Below are 17,911 nucleotides of genomic sequence, written 5' to 3'. Positions count from 1 at the left end.
AAGTAACCCTGTATGTACTAGCATTATTTAGTTAATTGGGTCTAGAACGGAGGTTCTTGATCTAGGTCTTCATCTGTCGAAGTAACGTTATTTTCGAGTAGTTCTTTGGCAAAATCGGGAGTTTCAGGCGAGTGAGGGGTTTTACTAACCTGGGTGAGTTCGTTGATGGGCTGTGCTGATATAAAGTTTCTGATTACGAATGTGGCAATCTTTTCTTTGTAATCACCTCTGTTATCAACTAGCAAATCGAGATATCCTTCTGCTGTGCCGTGTACGCCTTCCCCTTGTTCGTTAATAACGACGGCGGGTGCGCCCTTGGAACGGAATGGCATCTCGTCAGCAACTACTCCTTCCTTAGAACGGTAGTAGAATTCGGCGATCCCAAAGGCAATCAAGGAACCTTCTTTGTCGTGGGTAGTGTTCACTGACTTAAGATTGATAGTTGCAGTATTATGAATCATGTTCGTTTTATTTGTAGATTGATTAGATGGTTTATCGCCTACGATTTATAGTACATAGGCGATTTTTAATTTCCTAGAAATTTGCGTTAGCTACAGTCTGTGTTTCGTTTGGTGCAGAAGTGGATGTAGATTCTTCCTTACGGGGTGAACCTAACAATTCAATGGCGTTAATTGTAATTACGGGTTTTTGCCGCATAGTGCCAGAATTTTTATCTGCCCAACGATCAAATCCAAACTCGCCAGTAATTGCAATCTGGGTTCCTTTACGAACGTAATTTCCAATCACTTCTGCTTGATTTCCCCAGGCGACTAAATCAAACCAAAGGGCTTGTTCACTTCTGTAGGGTGGTCTTACTGCAATAGAGATTGAAGCCTTAACTGCGCCAGACTCGAAATATTTGAGTTCCGGTTCTTGTCCGCATCTGCCAACCAGCATGACTTTGTTGATATAGTTCATAACGCGAGGATTTATATATTTCTCTTATTGCTGCGTCAGCATTAGTTCTTTCAGGATTTATTATTTTGACGAGTTGTTTTATTTAAACCACATTCTTTTTTATTCATACTTATGAGTTATTTTTTGTCCTTGTTTCTCGTAAAATTGTGGTTTTTACTAGGGAACGACAAGTTACCCTGTGCTATGGTGGTATCGCAATTAGCGTGGTCTGTATCTAAAAATTATAAGTAATGACTTATGCTTGAATATCTTCTCCTGAAGCGAGAAAGTATTTGTAAGCTGATGCTTTTGGCTTTGATGTGGATACAGTCGGATGAGGATAGCCAAAACCAGCTGACTTCTGACTACTCATCTTTTTTGCAGGTAGAAAATCTTACCTGGTTAGGAGAAACATCTGTTGGAGAAGATGTAGAGCATTTTTGTGATGTTTCCAATACAAGTAGGATAGGTGTTTGGGGAGAAATTCTAGAACTGAAATTAGTAGATTTAATTGCTGATTTACCGACTTGTTTGCATGATGCGTCATGGTTTGCCCTACTGGCAATTACAATGATGCTAGTGGATAAGGAACTAGACCGAGTATGCGTGCATCCACAAGATGAGTATTTTGCCCGGACTATCGCGCTTGAAAGTTTAGCGGATTTAGGTGATTCTTACTTAGCCAAAGGTCATCCTTATTTAGATTTTCCTCTATCGTTAGAAGATGCTAAATCATTACTGCCAGCTAATAGAAAGCAAGAGCTAGAAATAGAGTTAGATAAATTTATTATTGACACTTATGAAGACGACTTTGATGATGAATCTCCAGATATTAATGAGTTTTCACCCATATATATACAAGAGATTTTAAAAGAGTTTTTTACTGAATCTGATTGGCAGGGTGATATCAATCAAGAGGCTGTTGCCGAACTGCAAGAGAAGTACGGTTCACAGTATTCAGAAGGTGCGTTTTCTGTTAAAACTGAGGGACAGGAACGTTGGGGGAAAACGCTTGTTTTTCTGAAACAGTTTATAGGTCTGGATTCCAGTTTTATCGAAAGCCAGAGCGATTTATTCCTTGATAATGAATCTCAGACGGCTGATTTACCTGATTACTTCTGTATCGAGTCTCATTTAGAACGTTGGCAAGACCGAACAGTTGTTTTATCACGGTTGGTTCATACTTTGGTTTATTTCATGCTGGTAGGAAAAAATTATCATCCCAGTCATCTGCAAGATTTGATGGCTATTCCAGCTTCTTCGCGGGCCATATCCAGCTTACAAGCTTGTTTGGGTGTAGCTGCTTACAGAAGTGGTTATTACATGGCTGCTTCAAATATTCCTGAATCAGAAGTTGGGTGCAACTGGCTTTTAGAAAAAGCTTTCCCTAGCCTGCGTGAGTTTTATCAAACAGGTCGGTTGAGTGGGAAGCAATAATTAATATTTTATTGTTAGTTTATAAATATAAATTTTTACTTATGAAAAAATACTTATTTATAGGATTGTTACTCTTACTAATTGGATGTTCATCTCCAGAAAAAGAAGATAAAATCTCGGCTATAGAATCGAATTCTTCAGCTACGCCATCATTATCCTCAGCTACTGTTAATAATGCTACGCCGTCACTAAATCCAGAAACGTTGCCTGATTTATCAAATAAAGAGAAGCTTGGAGAAGTTAGTGCAGAAAACGATTTAATTGACTCGTTCTATTTTGATGGTAATGGTGTGAAAGTGAGTTTGACTGTAGCGGCTGATAAAGCTTGTTTTGTCTACGTGCGGCGCAGTACTCCAGACCGAGTTGGTGAGGTTGAAATTGAGTCACTACGACGCGAAAAGTTGGGTCTGTGGCGTTCGTATAATACTCAGCGACTTCTAACTCAACCTGCTGGCAATAAACTAAAGGTTTATTCATCAAGTGAGGAACTTTCTTCTACTTATGAAAATCCTGCTGTATCACAAGAAATCCTTGTGGCAGTGAAGGAATTGAAAGAACGTGAAAAATCGTTTAAATTACTTTTACGTCAGGACTTGAGGGCGAGTGATTCAGCAAGACGAATTTATGTCAATCAGTGTCAGAAATTAGGTAACTTTTATTATAAAGAAGAACTACCTCCTCTCACAGAGAAGGAGAGGAAGGACTTTGAAAAGAGTGTTGAAAAAAGTACTAACAATTAGTTACGAGAACAGTGACAATTGCTCCATCTTAGTATTACTTTCAGTTGAAGTTGCTGTAACAGGGTGTTTGTTCTTATTTGACGACTTTTTACCCCATCCTTCTTTCGCCGCGTGTTTGACTACACGGGAGCGGATATCAGTAGCCAGGGTTTCATAATCAGAGCGGATTTTGTCATACGAAACCGGAGTTGTACCAATCGTCTCCCAGAGGTTTTCGTAGTTAAAATTCTCAAAAGGTCTGTGCCTTACGAGGGCATCATAACTTGCCCAAAGGTAAACATCCGTCCATTCAGATGAAAGCGGCACTTCAAAAGCAATTGGCATCATAAGTGCAACAACTTCGCTGCTAGAGGCGAGTTTACCTACTTCTCCCTTGTCTATCTCTTCTAACGCTGCATCTAATCTATCGACTGTGATCGCTTTTCCTACCCAAGACGGAATTGACTGTTGCCAGCCGTTCTGCTGAGTCACAATTGGCCCGACTATGTATTGAACAATTTCATGACTTGCTCCTGCTAGATCAAGTAGACTGGCTGTTACAACTTTGTTAATCCGTTGGCTGGTTAGTAGCTGAAGTATCTTTCTAGTGCTAGGAGTAAGAATTTCGCTAGCTTTTTGGCTTTTGCTGTTACGGATGGTTTCTTCGACATCGAATAAGCTTTGCTGCTGGTTCATATTCTTTATGTGTAAATAAATACTGCCAGCTAGAAGTACTTCTAACTGGCAGTGCTTTTTGACAATGGGTGTGTTTTGCTATGGCAGAAGTAGGTTATCCCAAACGCTTTTAGGAGTAACGTGATGCAGCAATTGCTTCCTTGCTTGAGTAAATTTAGCTAGCAATTGAGTGTTTTTTAATTTCTGCCACCAGTTGTGTTGCAGGTAGGTAAGCAGCCATAATTGTGTCTCGTGATTCCAGCTTGAGATGGAGTTACTTAAACTGAGTGCGTTGAGAATATCGTCGGGAGGCACTTCCAGTTGACTTGTGATTTCTTTTGAGATGGAAGCTAACATTGTGATGTTGGCGATCGCTTGACCAGGACTACCTGAACTTATAGCTAGTATTTTTTCTGTTACCTCGATTTGTTGGTCTTTGAGGACAGAAATAACCTCCTCATCAGTTAACCTTTGGAAAGGTATGATTTGACACCTACTCTTGATAGTGGGTAATAGCTTTTGAGGATAGGACGATATCAGGATAAATGTTCCAGTTTTCGGTTCTTCCAGCGTCTTGAGAAGTTTGTTGGCGGCGGTAGGGTTGAGCATATCTGCTTCGTGGATAATCACCACCTTTTGCTTGGCCTTGACTGCACTAGTTGAAAGAAATTCGATTACCTCGCGCACCTGTTCTACTCGAATAGCAGGTATACCTTTCTGCTGGGAGGCGTTTTCGAGATGGGTTGGTTTGATTTGTAAGATGTCTAGATGGTTATTTTCTCCTGCGATCGCAGAGCGACTCTCTCTTGGGAGTATGGCATTTGCGATCGCCAGAGCAGTTTTTCCTTTCCCTACTCCCTCAACTTGACTGCTAAATAGGTATGCAGGAGCAATTTTATTCTGTTCGATTGCTTCAGTCAGGAGAAGTTTGGCGGTATGCTGTCCGGTGATTTCTGTAAATGGGTTGTTTTTCATATCGTAGAAATTTCAGCAATTCGACTGGTTAGGTTGTCAACTCCGCTTTTGAGTTCGGTTTCGAGTTGTACAAGTAAAGTAAGGCTGTTTTTAAGCTTTTGAACGCCTACAAACTTGACTTCCTCTTTGAGGTAATACAATCTTTTGGGGTTTTTCAGTTCGGCTATTTCTGCAATCTTAGTATCAGATAGTTTAGCTTCTACCCCAGCTTTAGTTATTAGCCAAGTGCGGAAAATAGAGGTAAGTGTTGCTACTATTTTGAGCGGGTGTTCATTATTATCTAGTAGTTTAGATACCTGCACTATTGCTAAACTTGGATGGTTTCTTAACATAGCAATAGTAAGCTTTAGGTAGTCAGTCTTATGATTACCAACGAGCTGTTTTACTTCCTCAACAGAGATTATTTTTCCACTTGCATAAACAGCAAGTTTAGCGAATTCGCTATTGGCTCGTGCAGCGTTATTGCCAATTGCTTCAGCTAGGTAATCAGTGACATCTGGAGTGAGTTTAACTTCATGGATGGCTGCATAATTTCCTATCAAGTTAACTATCCCCTTTTTATCCCAACTAGGGACGAGAGGAAACTCTTCTTGCTGGGCATATTTTAGGATAGTTTTTACTACTGTCCTGCGCGAATCTGGCTTTTTATTACCAGTAATTAGTAGAATGTTGCTTGAAGGTATTCGGGAAAGGTGATTTTCAAGTTCTTGGTTATTATCTTCATTTGATAAACTTCCAATTAGAGAGTCGCTGTCTGTATGAATAATTTTATTACCCTCTCCAAAGGGCAAAGTCATAACCTCGGTAAAGACTTTGGCAGCAATATTTTTTTCATTTACAGATAGCTTGACGTAATTGAAAGCTTTCCATTCCGCATGAACATTTTGATTCACTAAATAATCAATTTTTTGATTGAGTGAGTAGCTATCTTCGCCGTAGTACAGATATACAGTCATGATAGATTAGATAAACATTTATTGATCAGGCGTTAGTCGTAAGCGGTGGTTTAATAAAAAATAAGAGTTAGTAGTAACTCTTTCCATATCCTTAGTATTTGTTATATAGCCGCTAGCAAAATATAGCGATCAGCAAATACTTGCACTTAATTTTGTACTGACTGTACTGACTTCTGATTTGAGACTTTCTCAACAGTGTTTTCTACTGATTGAGTACCCAAATATTTACGCCAAGAATCCAATTGTTGGAGATACTCTATTACTCCACTAGAACCAGTTACCTCATATAGCGCAATAGCTGTTTCCCACTCTTTTAAGCTAGCTTTTTTCTTGGAAAGAATTTTGACTATAGCTCCTGGAAGTTTATTCTCTTTACCAGTATCTAGATTTAGGTGCGATACGCTTTCTAGTAATAGTTCTTGTTCCGATAAAGGAACACCACCATCTTCGATATTCATAGTATGAAGTTGGGCACTAATTCCTGATAGAGGAAGAGTATGCTGAATTAATTTTTTAACTTTCTTGGTTTTAGTATTCCTCCTTTTTGGTTTAACGATAACTGGGTTGTTTGGTTCTGCAACTTCGTAGCACTGGGGAAGTTCTAGAGAGAGTTGACCTGTTAAGTGCCATAAAGCACTTCGTTTTTCTGGTGGGGTGATGCGGTAAAAGAACTCTGCTGTTTTTCTCGCATCGCCAAATTTCCTTAGTTTGACCCGTATCTTGTAGCTGATAATTCCTTGAATGTAGGTTTTTGGGTCTAATATTATTCGGTTTGTATTTTCCCACCACTCAATTTCAACTACGCGATCGCCATCTAATTCATAGATATTTCTAACTTTGGCATTAGGATGAGATGCAAGGAATGAGTTCACCCAAGCCCTTTGTTTTTTATTAAGCCTGGGCTTTCGATATGAGGATTTATTTTTCATTAGTTACTTTTCCAATTTAAGAATTATATCTCCATTAAGACATCAATAAATTAAGGAATTTAATCAGTTAGTTAATGACTGATACTGTTTTTACTAATCTGACTTTTAGCGATAACTTTTTGTTTGTATGAAGGATTGAAAATACTTTATGAAAACCGATTTCATTGTAAGCATTTGTCATTATTTACAAATTATTGATAATTCATGAGTTGAAAAAAGACTTGATATTTATTATTTTCATTGGTTACGTTAAATATCAAGTTTGTTCATCTAGAAAAGGGATAACTGACGTTTATCACCTTCTAGTATTTCAGGAGCGGCTATTTTGAGGATTTCTTCTCGTCTTTTTTCAATTAGGTCAAGATAGTATTGACGTGAATAGCTCTCATTTGTGCTGGTATTAGTAATACCTCTGATTCCGTAATAGTAAATTACTACATCACCAGGCTTTCCTAATTTAAGAAGTTCTTTTTCCCCAACACGAATTTTGCGAATAATGCAGAGTTTTTCTATCGGGTATTTTCCTGATAAAATCTGTGATTTTACTTCTCTGAAATATTCCTCTGCCGTGGATTGGTTTTGGATTAAGTAGGTTAGATATTCAACAGGGAACTCTTTCTCTAGTTTTGAGCGAGAACGGCTTCTCCAACTACCTTTGCGGATAATCCAGTTATCTTTCAGCCATAACAGATAGTTCTTAGTTCCCCTTTGCGGAATAAACATCGCATTGGCAATAAACTCTAATTTGACGGTTATCCCTTTGGGTAATTGAGACTGAAGTGTGGCATACACTTTTTCTGGATTGGGGTGAGTAAAGAACACCCCATCAGTATCAACTTCTACAGGGGTTGCACCAGCTTGATTGATTACCTCAATCATGAATTGTAGGATGCGCCGACCGTAAGCTGTTACTAAAGCGGCTGCTTCCATATCGTTGAAGGCGAGTTCCGATGTTCCGAAGAACCCAAACTGAGAATTAGCTAAAACTTTGGTGGATTCTCTTTTTTCCTTGGCAACAATGTCTCCGGTGCTGGCAACTTGTTCCAACCTTGATTTCTCATTTACCAAATATTGCAAGATGCTCAAGCCGATTCGCTTTGTATCCTTACGAGAGACAATCCCTTTCGACAATATGGTTTTGGGGTACATAGAACTGATATCGATGTATCCAACCTTTTTATACAGTCCTGGAATAGAGTAGGCTATCCCCCCTTGAAATTTATACTTACGGTCGGGTTTGGGTTTGTATCCTGGGTAGTGATGCAAGAATATTTGCTTCCACTTGGTGCCGTTACCAGCGAGGGCCAATTGCTGGAGGTTCATCCCCGGTACAACCAGTGCTTCATAGTGGTATGAGGGTACAAGTCTGTTAGCTATGAGTTGCGTATCTTCCAAGTCGTAAATAAGGTAATCCTTGATTTTCTGCCATCCCCTACTACCAGAACCGGCTTTCCAGCAGGTGAGAATTTCTTCATAGGGGAGAACCAGTCGCGCTTGCTTACGCAATCCCATTTCCAGTACCACCTGTTTAAGCGATCGCCCGTTAGTAAGTTCCTTGGCGACAAAATCCCACCTGAGAACGCAGATAAAGATATCTACATGCAGGCAGTTGCGGATGAATACCTCTCGAATTTCCAGTGGCTCGCCGCGTACTTGGGCAGTTCGGATAGTGCGCTTCTTAGATGCAATTCTAAATGGATGAGAAATGCCATGTAACTCGCACCGGGTGATGAGAAACGGTAGGTCAAATTCTGTTCCATTGTAGGTGTAAATTACTTCTGCTTTGCTTGCTTCTAGGTGTTTGAAAAACTCCAGGAGGATTTTGCTTTCGGCTTGATCCATAAAGATGGCAATCTCCCCTATCTCCCTCATACAGCCAATTGCGTAGATACGATTTTCTCTTGGGTTTATCCCTGCCGTCTCAATATCGACTACCAGAGTTTTGAGCGTTCCGTAGGTCGGAATATTTACTGTGGGATGCCACTCAGGTATTGGGGTAGTATCTGACCAGAATATGTCGAGTCTTTCCTCATCAACGATGATTTTATTACCAGATTTGGTAATAAAATCTCGGTGGTTATAATTCATAATATCCAAAATTAATTACTCTTTTTTGCTATGAATCCTTGTGGTTTATTTGGTCGTTTATTTGACGATAAAAACGCTTCAAAAATGATGTCTAGATTATTAGGAAATGCGAATATTGAAAGCGGCTGCGTATGTGGTTCTTTTTCTTCTAATAGTGCGGTCATAATCCTGTACCAGGGTACTGCTGCTAATATTGATGTTGTTGCTGTAAGCAGCCATACTGGAAATTCGCGTACTTTTAATTTGTTGTAAGTGTTTTTAAGCTTTGAATTGTATTCCAGCCATGCAAATGCTACTAATTCTTTGAGAAGGTCTTGCCTACCATTGCTGTATATATATTTGCACGCTTCATCTACACACCGCTCATGAGTTTGTTTGTAAGCAATTGTTATTTCTAGCATTTGGATTTTTTCTGCTTCTGGTACTTTCCATTCATTAATTGAGTCATTACTGTATAAATTTTTGGCACAGCTAGAGGCAACCGCTAAAATACAGTCAAGGTTTTTTCTAAGTCTGTCAATCTCTAGTAGGCAGTCGTTAAAATGCGCTATTCCATTACTGCATTGAACTGAACTTCCCTTGATCTGTTCTGATAGCTGTCTGGTGGCGAATAGTCCATCGATAGTAAGTGTGCCATTAATGGCTATATCTAAAATTTCGAGAAAACGTTTTTTAAATAGTGCAAGGGTTTGTTTACGATCTAAGGTTTTAGGATGGGAATAGATAACTCCGCTAATTTCTGATTTATCGGGACATTCATTTCCTACGCCTGGAAAATGCCTCCAGTAAGGTGGCATTTTTTCACCTTTGGCAAGGCATAATTCGCCAAAACATTTGGAGCATCGCGGTAATTCGTCAATATACGTATCGAAATCTGCGATCGCTGCTGGTAATTCAAGTCCTGTACGAAGGCTAATTGCTGCAACTGGCATAATTTTAATCAGATACTTCCAGAATGCCAGTTGTTAAATTTTGTTGTGGTATTACTTGATATCTTAATTTTTTGCTTCCCAGTCAGGGCAGTCTTTATTAATATTGAGGCTTACTGCACAAGGTAGATATTGCTGCCGATGCAAGTGTATTATATTTAATGTAATTTTTGAATAAGCCTGAAAAATCTTTCCCCAAAGTTTTTATTGGGGAAAGTAAGTGTTTTTACAAAGTGACGAACATTTGAATTAGGCAGTTTGTAATTGAGACTTCATCTGAAGCTCTTGTACCAGTTGTACCCATGCGGGTGCTTTTTTACCTTTAATGGGAGTAAGATTGTTCCAATGCCTTTCGAGTTCAGATTGGGATAAATGTGGGAGTTGTTCCTTACCCCAATTGATAGCATCTTGGATTGTTTTCCAATTAGTCCAAGGTTGTTTTTCTTCTTTGATATTGCTTAACTCAATGAGTGTCGCTTCCAACCAAAGTTTAGCTGCTTCCGAGTCACGCATTAACTGTTGTCTTGACATTAATAGGGCAATACTTGCCTGAATCTGGGTTAGTTCCCACATCTGAGAAATAGTAACGAGTTCCTGCCAAGTGTCTTCCTCCAGTTGAGTAATTTGTCTATTATCAGGAGCAGTTTTAGCCACTAGCAGGTCTTTGAGAAACCCAGTTAAACTTGAGTATATGACGAATGGGTTTTTGCCATACTCGATTAAGTCTTGGAGGATTTGTAAGTTAGCTGTTACCTCCCCTTTCGCAAGGTTTTCGGTTAGAGTAAGTAGGTCGTATTCGGGAACGACACCTGATAATTCCCAAACCCAGTTTTGTGTGATTTCATCTACTCCCAGGTTGCTCAATTGATCGAGCAATACAAGACAATTGCGAATAAAGCCTCCACAAGACTTGACGATCGCCCAAATACCAGGTGCGTTAATGTTGATGTTTTCATTCTGGGCAACTTTTGATAAATACTGAACAAGTGTTTCTAGTCCTACTCTCCTAAAATCAAACTTTTGACAGCGCGAGATGATAGTTTCAGGAACCTTGTGTATTTCAGTTGTGCAGAAGATGAAAACTACATGACGGGGTGGATTTTCAATAGTCTTGAGGAGTGCTTGCCACGATTGACTGCTTAGGGCATGGCATTCATCAATAATGAAAATTTTGTACCTTCCCTCAACTGGTGCAAACTGGGTAGTGGAAATTAACTCGCGGATTGTTTCTACCCCACTATTGCTGGCAGCATCTAACTCAGTTACATCCAGGGAAGAAGAGGCTGTAATTCCCTTACATGAATTGCATTCTCCGCAGGGCTTGGTTGTCGGCTCATCGGTTGACTGGCAGTTGAGGGATTTAGCCATGATGCGGGCGGTGCTAGTCTTGCCTGTGCCTTTGGGGCCATTAAATAGGTAGGCGGGTGCAATCTTCTGGAGTGCGATCGCGGAGTGACTTCCTCCTGGGAGTATCGCATTTATGAGAGTGCGGACGATATGTTCCTGCCCGATAACTTCATTAAGGGTCTGGGGACGGTACTTGAGATGTAGTGGTTGGTACATAATTTTGATGATAAACGAGTGTTTTATTTACTCCCTACCAGTGTGGTTGGTAGGAAGTTTGATTTTTTAGGCAGTCGCCGCTTCTTTTTTCGTTCGTGGCGATCGTAAGGTTGACTTACTCTTGGTAGTATTTTTAGCTACCACAGATGGCGTTTCTATTTGAGAAGTTTCACTATCGTCTGTTGCCTGTGGCACATTTGTTACTTCTTCAGTGCCAGACTCAGTTTGAGTGCTAACCTCTGTTACTTCTTCAGTGCCAGACTCACTTTGAGTACTGACTTTTGCCTTTGTACTTTGGCTATTTACCTTTCCAAACCCCTGCTTGATTTCTACAGGCATTACCAGATACAACTGATTGAGCAGTCCTCCCATTGGGCAGACAATGACTGGTTGCGTGGGTTTGTTGCACCGCACCACGATTTCATCGGTACTGATATGCTTTAATCCTTCGATAAGGTAGTCGATGTTTAATCCAATACTGATGTTTTCTAAATTGCTAGTTACTGATTTCATCAGTACCGAGTCAACTGCATCGCCAATATCAGTAGCTTCAGTGTATAGTGTTGCCTGTGTAGCTTCCAATTCCCAGAGGATTTTGACAACCTTTTGCTTGCGTTCGGCTAGATAACTTACCCGCTTGAGTGCGCTCTCAAATCCCTTGCGCTCTAATGTAAATTCATACTCAAACGACCGGGGAATCAAGCTATTGATTTTGGGATATTCTCCCTCCAGAAGCCGGGAAATGAGCTTTGTATTAGGAAGGCTAAACTCGATAGTTCTATCTGATAAAAGAATATTGCACACGCTCGTATCGGCGCTTTGAGAGAGAATTTTGTTTAACTCGCCAAGTGACTTACCTGGAACAGTGAAGTTGATTGGGTCAGAATATTCATTATCGAGTGTTCCTGTTACTAGTGCTAATTTGTGACTATTTGTACTAGCAGCTTGCCACTTGTTGGTATCAATTTTGAAGTTGACACCAGTTAAAACCAACTTTGTTTCGTCGCTGCTAGCGCAATAGAGTGTCCCTTCAAGTGCAGCTTGGAGCTTCTTGGCACTTAAGTTTATCTCTGTTGGATTTTCTGCCTTTGGAAGTGTTGGGAACTCCTCAGATTTTCCGCCAATTAGTCGGCACTTACCGCTATTGTGAGTAATTATGCAGGCTTGATTTTCTACTTCTAGGGTAATTTCGCCTCTGACATTACTAACAGTATCAGTTAGTAGTTTGGCAGGAAGTGCTACCTGACCTGAAATTTCGACATTAGCGGTGGTTGTAGTATGAATTGTGAGGTTAAGGTTTGTGCCTGTTGCTGATACTATCCCGTCTTCATCTGCAATCAGTAAGATATTTCCTAAAATTGGGTCAGTGGGTTTAGAACTGATTGCAAGATAAGCGGTTTCTAGAATTTCTGCGAGTTTAGATTGTTCAATTGTTAGTTTCATTTGTTACTTGGTTTTTAGTGGATGATTCCTTGACGGGCGCTATTTCTAGCACCCTCTTTAGTTAAATGAGGTAGTTTGTTTTAGTAAGGCAGTTGTTCCATCTCAGTACTGTATGCTGTATAGTCATGACCTGCTGTACTAGGAGGAAGTGCTGCTATTGGCATATCGGCTGCACCTATCAAGCGGTTATGTTCTGCTACAACGGTTGATGTTTTACCGATGCGGTGAGAGAATTCGGGATTTGCCTGCATTGTTGTTTGAATATCGATTTCTTTGCCTTCTGAGAAGAATTCGAGAAAATCGCTGCCATCGGGGTTTGGTGATTTGTAGGAAGTGACAACTGCTACCCAGGATTTATCTCTTTGGTTAACTGCTTCTTTCGGTTCAAGGGATGGTGTGAAGGTGGGTTGAAATGCAGCAAGGCGATGAAACTCTGCACGTTTTTCAGCGACAGTTGTATCAGTAAATCGGGCGAATGCAACCTCTAGTTCGCGTTGAAATTGCTTGTAAGCCTCGCCAAATTTTGATGATGCAACGCCTTTGATTGATAAAACAATTGGTACTGAGTGTAGGTTGTTATTATTTTCATCGACAAGTTGCAACAAGTAGAATCGTCTCAATACTGCGGCATCTTTGCCGAGTGCTTGGTACATTTCGTACCCATCAGGTGATTCGTACACCCCCACAATTTTGCCATCATCGCGCTGTTCAATATATCTGGGAGAAACATCAAGAATGTGCATTCTAGGCGATTGCAACAACACTCCCATTTCTGGCGTACCACTGGAGAAGGTGTGCTTGTGTGTAGGTTCTTGTCCTTGCCAGTTAATTGCTGCTAAATACTTATCTTTTATAAACAACCCAACTTTTTCTGCTTCCATGTGGTTGATGACTTGGCAGATGCAGATGTTGCTTATCGGCGCATTGTACTCAGGATTAGCAAATTTAGAAATAGCTGATTTACGCTTTTGTATATTTGCCCCATTCTGAACATCTTGTTGAGGGGTTTCAGACTCTGAGACTGTGCTTTCTTCATTAGCAGAATTAGTAGGCTTTGTTTGATTTCTTGGCATAATTTTAATTAATTCAAATCAATCTTTAATGCGTCAAGCAAAAGCAGTTGTAAAAAATAAAAATCGTCTGTTATAAAGACGACTTGAAAGATTTATTAATTTTTCTTTATTTCGGTTAACTTTTCATCATTTAAAATTGGGAATCTCCAATGGAGGAAACCTCGCAATCACTTGTGGAGCTAAACCCTCTCACAGTGCTGTTTGCAATGCACTCTCTCTTTAATTCGGTAAAGTTCTTCATGTAAGTGTCTTCCTGAAGAATTTCAGTTTTTGTGTTTAAAAGTGTCTGGTATATTTGCTGAAGATTGATGATGATTTGTCTAAGAACAGATGTATTTTCAGTTGTGAAAGTTAGTGACACAGATGTTGTGCTTGAATTGTGAATTGCAACTGTTTGTTCTTCAGGAGCGCCATAAGTTGTTATATGACTATCTTTACCAGGAATAAATCTGTAGGAAGCAATAGTTTCAATTGCCATATTTATCTCCTTGTTCGTTGGGGTTTAATTTCAAGCATTTTATTAGTAAGTTTGGTGACATTACTGACTTTCCACCCAGCAAGCTTGCACTTAGTAACTGCTAGTTCTAATTCCTGCTGTGTAAGGGTTTTGTATCTCGTATACTTTCCCCATTTAGGGAAGATGTACGTGACATACCTAGTTTCATCAATTTGGCAGTACGCCATACGTTTGTAGTACACTATGGTTTAATTATTTTGACGATTCTAGTGGCTACATTTGTAGGGTTATTTGAACTCAAAAAGGCATCTTTATCTACCAACTCGACATAGCTTTTATTGCTCTGTAGCCACTCTTTGAAGCTTTGATACTTCCGGTTGAAGAAAACCGACTCAGGTACGACTGAAACTAATACACCACCTGATCTAATTAACTTCCAAGCTTGATAGATATGCTCGACAAGTTCGCAAAATGGAGGATTCATGATACAGGCATTGTATAAATGACTGGGGTTAAACTCCAGAAAGTTTTTCCCTACGAGATTAAATCCTTTGAGTTCTAAAATTTGTCGTAGGTTGTAATTCACCTCAACTACCTCTACTTGAACATTTGGGTAAGTTTGAGTGATATACTCAGCAATATTTCCGCTACCAGCGCTAGGCTCTAAAATTCGCCAATTTGGTTCAATATCTGCCAGTTGAACAAGTCGTTGACAGACTGGTTTGGGAGTAGGAAAGAAATCTCCAGATTTCATGCCAATGATTTCTAACTCAAGCTTATTAAGTTGTTGCTTGGTAGTATCAATTGCTTCAGGTTTTACTACCTGTTGAATTTCTGTTATTGCTGATATGATTTCGCCTAATGTATTTAACCCCGCGCGACTGAGAGATTTTACCCAGTCTTGGTAATATTCGCCTTCTAGTATTTCTTGGACTTTCTGGCTAGTTTCTCCACTTTGAGAAATCCTAAATAGTACTTCCACCTGTGATTTACGAGATATACCGCGTAGTATTGGTGGGATATTTCCTACTTCCCACATTTGTGCGATCGCAAATAACCAAGACTGGATAATCTCAAGTTCAATTCCTTCTTGGATTATCCCTTGAGCTATAGTTTTACGGCGCTTGGTTGCCCTTTGATTCCCAATAGTAGGATTTTTCTTTTGGTCAATTCTTGACTGCATTGAGGCAGCTAGTTTGCGGAGAGATTCTGCTTTTTCTAAGTTAGGAATATTGAAAATATCTAGTGATGAGTTATCCTCGTTGTAGGACAGATTTAGTAGAGATAGTTGCATTGCTAGATTCCTTTAAATCTTTAACGGCGCATTTAAGAATTAGGGAGGTTGGTACATTCCAAGTTTTTACCTCCCATTCAGTAGCTAATCGTTCGGAGTGACGGATCACTGCACTACTACATTTGTTTTTTCTTACAAGCCAATCTCTAAATTTTTCGGCTTGTTCTTTGTTATCGAACCCGAAATAGCTGGTTTTCCGGTTTCCCAAGGGATCAGTAATAGTTGCTACCCGACGTGAGAGAATATTGAGCGTCCAAGCACCGTTAGAAGTGAGTTCGATTTTAGTGATATTTAATTCTGTTGGATTCATAATTCCACTTCAGGAATTGCTGCTAAATATTCCGTAGTTGATATTTCTCTTGCCAGCCATTTATCATGTGCTTCTTGAGGAGTTATTTTATCGGCTAAATGTTTCTTTTTATTGTTGTCTCCTATAAAAGGAGCCAGTGTTTCTTCTAACCGTTCTTTGAAAGCCAAATGTTTTTTATCAGAGTAACTAAACTGGTAGATACTATCAGTATTTATGAACAAGTAAACTAGGCTTATTTGTTCTAATGGCATTCCAGTTTGTTCGTGAAGGAGAAATAATCTCAATTGGGTTTGCCACTTGCTCTCAAGAATTTCAAATTTAAGAGGTTTTTGAATTGTCCAGTCAAACCCAACTACTTGATTTTCACCATAGATAATAAGGTCACACTCGCTATAGAGAAGGATATCGTGATATAAATATTGAATTTGAGCGCTCCATTGTTTGTTTCCAAGGATGTTTATAAAAGGTTTTACCTTATCAACCCAGTTATTAATTTGGGGATATTCCTTTAAGAAAGGTTCGACTGGTAGCCCTAACCCAATTTGTTGCATGACGAGGTGAAACTGACCTCCAGCAACTTCGGATTCACTTTTTACAGTGAGATTAGAATAATTTTTCGTCGATAAACACTCTGGATGATGTTCGGCTAACTCAAGTGTTTTGTGATTGAATCGATTCATAAAAATCTATCCCAAATTTGATTTTTGGGATAAATATGCGTGAGCTAGTTGTGGTGATTTGTCTACGGCATATAGTATTTTTTCAGATTGTCGATACTTGCGTATAAACTTCGAGTTGACATTGCTTTGAGGTCAAAATAACTGGCAAACTTTTTCAACCCCCCAGTGAGGGTTAATTCTAGTAAGTACTGGGCTGCGATCGCACTCGTCATTTTATTGACAAATAGCGACTGATAATTTCGTGCTTGAATTTCTGCACATGAGAGGTTGTTGTCAGTGAGTTCTTCCAGTTGAGGAACTAACAATTCCGGGTGAACCAGCGCCGGAGAGGGAAGATGCAACCAGAATTTAGGTTTGTCTGGGTTATTGGCAGCTTGAACTATATCAAAATTAGAGTGCGTTCCAACTACTACTTGGCCGGAGTGGTTGCTGTTTCCACAATCCAGCCAAAATAGCGATGCTGGCTCATTTGCACTGTTCAGTTTGAGAACTGAGTGAATTTTGCTCCTGGCGGCGCTGTTATCCACACAACCAATAATTACTGTTAGGGTGTTCCATGAATTGGTGGTGCGAATCATGTCTTCTTCAAACCAGTCGCAAATGGCTGTAATCTCAATTCCATACTTGGCGCTGCATCTTGCAGCCAGTGTTTGTACCTTTGGTAGCCCAATTTCAGCTTGTTGATAATTTTGGCGGGTGATATTCTTAAGCTCGACAGTATCGCCATCGACGATCGTAAAGTTGATTTCTTTCCCCGTGCGCTGGAGTTGCAGGATAATTCGACATAAGTCTTCTGCAAGAAACCCCCCTGTTCCTCCTGCTCCCACTAAGACGAAGTTGATACGGGTATGATTGCGAGGTAAGACGGGTAAAGCTTGTTGGTAAGCAGTTAATTCGAGCATTTTACCTGTGGCGGCAGTTCAAATATTTGATTGGGGTTGATGTCGAAAAAGTGATTGTATATCCCGATGCGGGTATAGATTGTGGGAATTGTATTCAGTGTGCCGATGATAGCGAACACTCGAAATTTGCCTTTTTCTTCTAGATTGTCCGCACTTGAAGGGTAAGCAGCTAGAGTTCCATGACTGTGTATTTCCACTACCCCATCTGTATAGCTTTTATCGAGTGCGCTTTCTAAAGATAGGACGTGAGTAGAAGACGCAGTTTGCAGTGGCGTGTGACACCACCATTGGTTGTTTGTCACTCCCAAGTAGAATAGGATTTCCTGTTGGGGGTTGATGCTGGCAGCATTGATAATATCAGCAATTACAAGGCTTGGGACTTTTGGGACTTTCAGGCGAAAGTAGGGTTCAAGGGGTTGGAGTCCAGCAACTTGAGTTTGAGTCACTTGCAAACAAACCTCTAACTCGCGGCGGTGCGATCGCAAGAAAAGCCCATTTGCTGCCAGCCAATATTCCTGAAGTTTTTGGCTGTAGGGAGGAAAATTATTACTTGTAGCGAAGTGATAACCGATAAAGGGATTCAT

At 40.0% G+C, this 17,911-nt stretch carries 19 protein-coding genes; 2 read left to right on the top strand and 17 right to left on the bottom strand.

Features of this window, described 5'->3' with window-relative positions:
- Positions 1-41 precede the first annotated feature (41 nt).
- Positions 42-461 (bottom strand): hypothetical protein, encoded by a 420-nt coding sequence (locus RMY16_RS01210; protein ID WP_322734824.1) that lies wholly within the window; start codon positions 459-461, stop codon positions 42-44.
- A gap of 73 nt (positions 462-534) precedes the next feature.
- Complete coding sequence (gene ssb / locus RMY16_RS01205) at positions 535-918, bottom strand: single-stranded DNA-binding protein (protein ID WP_029631537.1); 384 nt, start codon at positions 916-918, stop codon at positions 535-537.
- 237 nt (positions 919-1,155) lie between these two features.
- Between ssb and RMY16_RS01200 the strand changes: the two genes are divergently transcribed.
- Positions 1,156-2,334 carry a hypothetical protein gene (locus RMY16_RS01200; RefSeq protein ID WP_322734823.1) on the top strand — a complete coding sequence of 393 codons (1,179 nt, stop codon included), beginning with the start codon at positions 1,156-1,158 and terminating at the stop codon, positions 2,332-2,334.
- A gap of 41 nt (positions 2,335-2,375) precedes the next feature.
- Positions 2,376-3,074 (top strand): hypothetical protein, encoded by a 699-nt coding sequence (locus RMY16_RS01195; RefSeq protein ID WP_322734822.1) that lies wholly within the window; start codon positions 2,376-2,378, stop codon positions 3,072-3,074.
- Here the strand turns inward: RMY16_RS01195 and RMY16_RS01190 are convergent, their stop codons facing one another.
- The 15 genes from RMY16_RS01190 to RMY16_RS01120 form a co-directional block, all read right to left on the bottom strand.
- Complete coding sequence (locus RMY16_RS01190; RefSeq protein WP_322734821.1) at positions 3,075-3,749, bottom strand: hypothetical protein; 675 nt, start codon at positions 3,747-3,749, stop codon at positions 3,075-3,077.
- Positions 3,750-3,827: 78 nt separating this feature from the next.
- The gene (locus RMY16_RS01185) at positions 3,828-4,703 is read right to left on the bottom strand and encodes an AAA family ATPase (RefSeq protein ID WP_322734820.1); all 876 of its coding nucleotides are present in this window, start codon (positions 4,701-4,703) and stop codon (positions 3,828-3,830) included.
- Positions 4,700-5,659, bottom strand: coding sequence for a DNA polymerase III subunit delta (gene holA / locus RMY16_RS01180; protein WP_322734819.1), 960 nt, complete (start codon positions 5,657-5,659; stop codon positions 4,700-4,702). Before holA ends, RMY16_RS01185 begins: the two co-directional genes overlap by 4 nt.
- A 146-nt stretch (positions 5,660-5,805) precedes the next feature.
- Positions 5,806-6,531, bottom strand: a complete 726-nt coding sequence (locus RMY16_RS01175) for a hypothetical protein (RefSeq protein WP_322734818.1) — start codon at positions 6,529-6,531, stop codon at positions 5,806-5,808.
- Positions 6,532-6,858: 327 nt separating this feature from the next.
- The gene (locus RMY16_RS01170) at positions 6,859-8,676 is read right to left on the bottom strand and encodes a 3'-5' exonuclease (protein WP_322734817.1); all 1,818 of its coding nucleotides are present in this window, start codon (positions 8,674-8,676) and stop codon (positions 6,859-6,861) included.
- A gap of 11 nt (positions 8,677-8,687) precedes the next feature.
- A complete protein-coding gene (locus tag RMY16_RS01165) occupies positions 8,688-9,608 on the bottom strand; it encodes a hypothetical protein (protein WP_322734816.1) in 921 nt (306 codons plus the stop codon).
- 246 nt (positions 9,609-9,854) lie between these two features.
- The gene (gene dnaX / locus RMY16_RS01160; RefSeq protein ID WP_322734815.1) at positions 9,855-11,168 is read right to left on the bottom strand and encodes a DNA polymerase III subunit gamma/tau; all 1,314 of its coding nucleotides are present in this window, start codon (positions 11,166-11,168) and stop codon (positions 9,855-9,857) included.
- A 66-nt stretch (positions 11,169-11,234) separates the two neighbouring features.
- Positions 11,235-12,611 carry a DNA polymerase III subunit beta gene (dnaN, locus tag RMY16_RS01155; protein WP_322734814.1) on the bottom strand — a complete coding sequence of 459 codons (1,377 nt, stop codon included), beginning with the start codon at positions 12,609-12,611 and terminating at the stop codon, positions 11,235-11,237.
- 80 nt (positions 12,612-12,691) lie between these two features.
- Positions 12,692-13,684 (bottom strand): DUF5895 domain-containing protein, encoded by a 993-nt coding sequence (locus tag RMY16_RS01150; RefSeq protein ID WP_322734813.1) that lies wholly within the window; start codon positions 13,682-13,684, stop codon positions 12,692-12,694.
- Between the two features lie 130 nt (positions 13,685-13,814).
- Positions 13,815-14,162, bottom strand: coding sequence for a hypothetical protein (locus RMY16_RS01145; protein WP_322734812.1), 348 nt, complete (start codon positions 14,160-14,162; stop codon positions 13,815-13,817).
- 220 nt (positions 14,163-14,382) lie between these two features.
- Positions 14,383-15,435: an SAM-dependent DNA methyltransferase gene (locus RMY16_RS01140; RefSeq protein ID WP_322734811.1), complete on the bottom strand. Its 1,053-nt coding sequence runs from the start codon at positions 15,433-15,435 to the stop codon at positions 14,383-14,385.
- Positions 15,395-15,745 (bottom strand): hypothetical protein, encoded by a 351-nt coding sequence (locus RMY16_RS01135; protein ID WP_322734810.1) that lies wholly within the window; start codon positions 15,743-15,745, stop codon positions 15,395-15,397. The genes RMY16_RS01140 and RMY16_RS01135 overlap by 41 nt, the downstream gene beginning before the upstream one ends.
- The gene (locus RMY16_RS01130) at positions 15,742-16,425 is read right to left on the bottom strand and encodes a hypothetical protein (protein WP_322734809.1); all 684 of its coding nucleotides are present in this window, start codon (positions 16,423-16,425) and stop codon (positions 15,742-15,744) included. Before RMY16_RS01130 ends, RMY16_RS01135 begins: the two co-directional genes overlap by 4 nt.
- Positions 16,426-16,487: 62 nt before the next feature.
- Positions 16,488-17,327 carry a ThiF family adenylyltransferase gene (locus RMY16_RS01125; protein WP_322734808.1) on the bottom strand — a complete coding sequence of 280 codons (840 nt, stop codon included), beginning with the start codon at positions 17,325-17,327 and terminating at the stop codon, positions 16,488-16,490.
- Entirely contained in the window at positions 17,315-17,911 is a 597-nt protein-coding gene (locus RMY16_RS01120; RefSeq protein WP_322734807.1) for a Mov34/MPN/PAD-1 family protein, read from the bottom strand. Before RMY16_RS01120 ends, RMY16_RS01125 begins: the two co-directional genes overlap by 13 nt.

The sequence above is a fragment of the Nostoc sp. DedQUE12b genome, from assembly GCF_034530835.1.
Classification (GTDB): Bacteria; Cyanobacteriota; Cyanobacteriia; order Cyanobacteriales; family Nostocaceae; genus Nostoc.
The sequence above is the reverse complement of the archived record's forward strand: the minus strand, read 5'-3'. Positions and strand labels throughout refer to the sequence as shown.

What these genes read in the sequence shown, in the direction of transcription:
- dnaX (WP_322734815.1), bottom strand. Translation starts at nt 11,168, where the DNA reads ATGTACCAACCACTACATCTCAAGTACCGTCCCCAGACCCTTAATGAA.
- ssb (WP_029631537.1), bottom strand. Translation starts at nt 918, where the DNA reads ATGAACTATATCAACAAAGTCATGCTGGTTGGCAGATGCGGACAAGAA.
- RMY16_RS01150 (WP_322734813.1), bottom strand. Translation starts at nt 13,684, where the DNA reads ATGCCAAGAAATCAAACAAAGCCTACTAATTCTGCTAATGAAGAAAGC.
- RMY16_RS01130 (WP_322734809.1), bottom strand. Translation starts at nt 16,425, where the DNA reads ATGAATCGATTCAATCACAAAACACTTGAGTTAGCCGAACATCATCCA.
- RMY16_RS01120 (WP_322734807.1), bottom strand. Translation starts at nt 17,911, where the DNA reads ATGAATCCCTTTATCGGTTATCACTTCGCTACAAGTAATAATTTTCCT.
- holA (WP_322734819.1), bottom strand. Translation starts at nt 5,659, where the DNA reads ATGACTGTATATCTGTACTACGGCGAAGATAGCTACTCACTCAATCAA.
- RMY16_RS01190 (WP_322734821.1), bottom strand. Translation starts at nt 3,749, where the DNA reads ATGAACCAGCAGCAAAGCTTATTCGATGTCGAAGAAACCATCCGTAAC.
- RMY16_RS01170 (WP_322734817.1), bottom strand. Translation starts at nt 8,676, where the DNA reads ATGAATTATAACCACCGAGATTTTATTACCAAATCTGGTAATAAAATC.
- RMY16_RS01125 (WP_322734808.1), bottom strand. Translation starts at nt 17,327, where the DNA reads ATGCTCGAATTAACTGCTTACCAACAAGCTTTACCCGTCTTACCTCGC.
- dnaN (WP_322734814.1), bottom strand. Translation starts at nt 12,611, where the DNA reads ATGAAACTAACAATTGAACAATCTAAACTCGCAGAAATTCTAGAAACC.
- RMY16_RS01145 (WP_322734812.1), bottom strand. Translation starts at nt 14,162, where the DNA reads ATGGCAATTGAAACTATTGCTTCCTACAGATTTATTCCTGGTAAAGAT.
- RMY16_RS01140 (WP_322734811.1), bottom strand. Translation starts at nt 15,435, where the DNA reads ATGCAACTATCTCTACTAAATCTGTCCTACAACGAGGATAACTCATCA.
- RMY16_RS01135 (WP_322734810.1), bottom strand. Translation starts at nt 15,745, where the DNA reads ATGAATCCAACAGAATTAAATATCACTAAAATCGAACTCACTTCTAAC.
- RMY16_RS01200 (WP_322734823.1), top strand. Translation starts at nt 1,156, where the DNA reads ATGCTTGAATATCTTCTCCTGAAGCGAGAAAGTATTTGTAAGCTGATG.
- RMY16_RS01185 (WP_322734820.1), bottom strand. Translation starts at nt 4,703, where the DNA reads ATGAAAAACAACCCATTTACAGAAATCACCGGACAGCATACCGCCAAA.
- RMY16_RS01165 (WP_322734816.1), bottom strand. Translation starts at nt 9,608, where the DNA reads ATGCCAGTTGCAGCAATTAGCCTTCGTACAGGACTTGAATTACCAGCA.
- RMY16_RS01195 (WP_322734822.1), top strand. Translation starts at nt 2,376, where the DNA reads ATGAAAAAATACTTATTTATAGGATTGTTACTCTTACTAATTGGATGT.
- RMY16_RS01210 (WP_322734824.1), bottom strand. Translation starts at nt 461, where the DNA reads ATGATTCATAATACTGCAACTATCAATCTTAAGTCAGTGAACACTACC.